1 protein-coding gene is annotated in these 616 nt (G+C 55.4%); it reads left to right on the top strand.

Going from position 1 to position 616, the window contains the following annotated elements:
- Window positions 1-616, top strand: a 616-nt coding sequence (locus MMB75_RS26055; RefSeq protein WP_277511631.1) for a phosphopantetheine-binding protein, incomplete at both ends; no start/stop codon positions are given.

The following is a 616-nucleotide window of genomic DNA, read 5'->3' as shown; positions in this document are numbered from 1 at the left end:
TGGGCGAGATCGAATCGCAGCTGCTGCAGGTGGAGTCCGTACAAGAAGCAGTCATCATGGCCCGCACGGACGAAACAGGTCAAACCCAGCTCGTGGCGTACTACGTGGCAAGTCAAGAGCTTGGAGCGGGTGAGCTGAGACAAAAGCTGGGACAAGCGCTGCCAAACTATATGGTGCCGTCGTATTTCATCTGGTTGGAGCAGATGCCGCTGACACCGAACGGCAAAATCGACCGCAAGTCCCTGCCAGCACCGGAAGGCAGTCTACACAGCGGTGCAGAGTATGCAGCGCCACGAATGGTAACGGAACGGACACTCGTAGCGATCTGGCAGTCCATCCTGGGCGTGCCCACTGTCGGGATTTTGGACAATTTCTTTGACCTGGGCGGCGATTCGATCAAGGCGATTCAAATCGTATCGCGTGCGTCCCAGGCAGGCTACAAGCTGGACATGAAAGATTTGTTCCGCTACCCAACCGTCGCAACACTGACACCGCATATGCACGAGGTAAGTCGTAGGGTAGATCAGGGAGAAGTGAGCGGGGAAACAACTTTGTCTCCCATCCAGCATTGGTTCTTTGCCCAGGAGCAAGTAGATGCGCATCACTTTAATCAGGC

Source organism: Paenibacillus sp. P2(2022), assembly GCF_029522175.1.
Lineage (GTDB): Bacteria > Bacillota > Bacilli > Paenibacillales > Paenibacillaceae > Paenibacillus > Paenibacillus polymyxa.
This window is presented reverse-complemented; position numbering and strand designations above follow the sequence as displayed.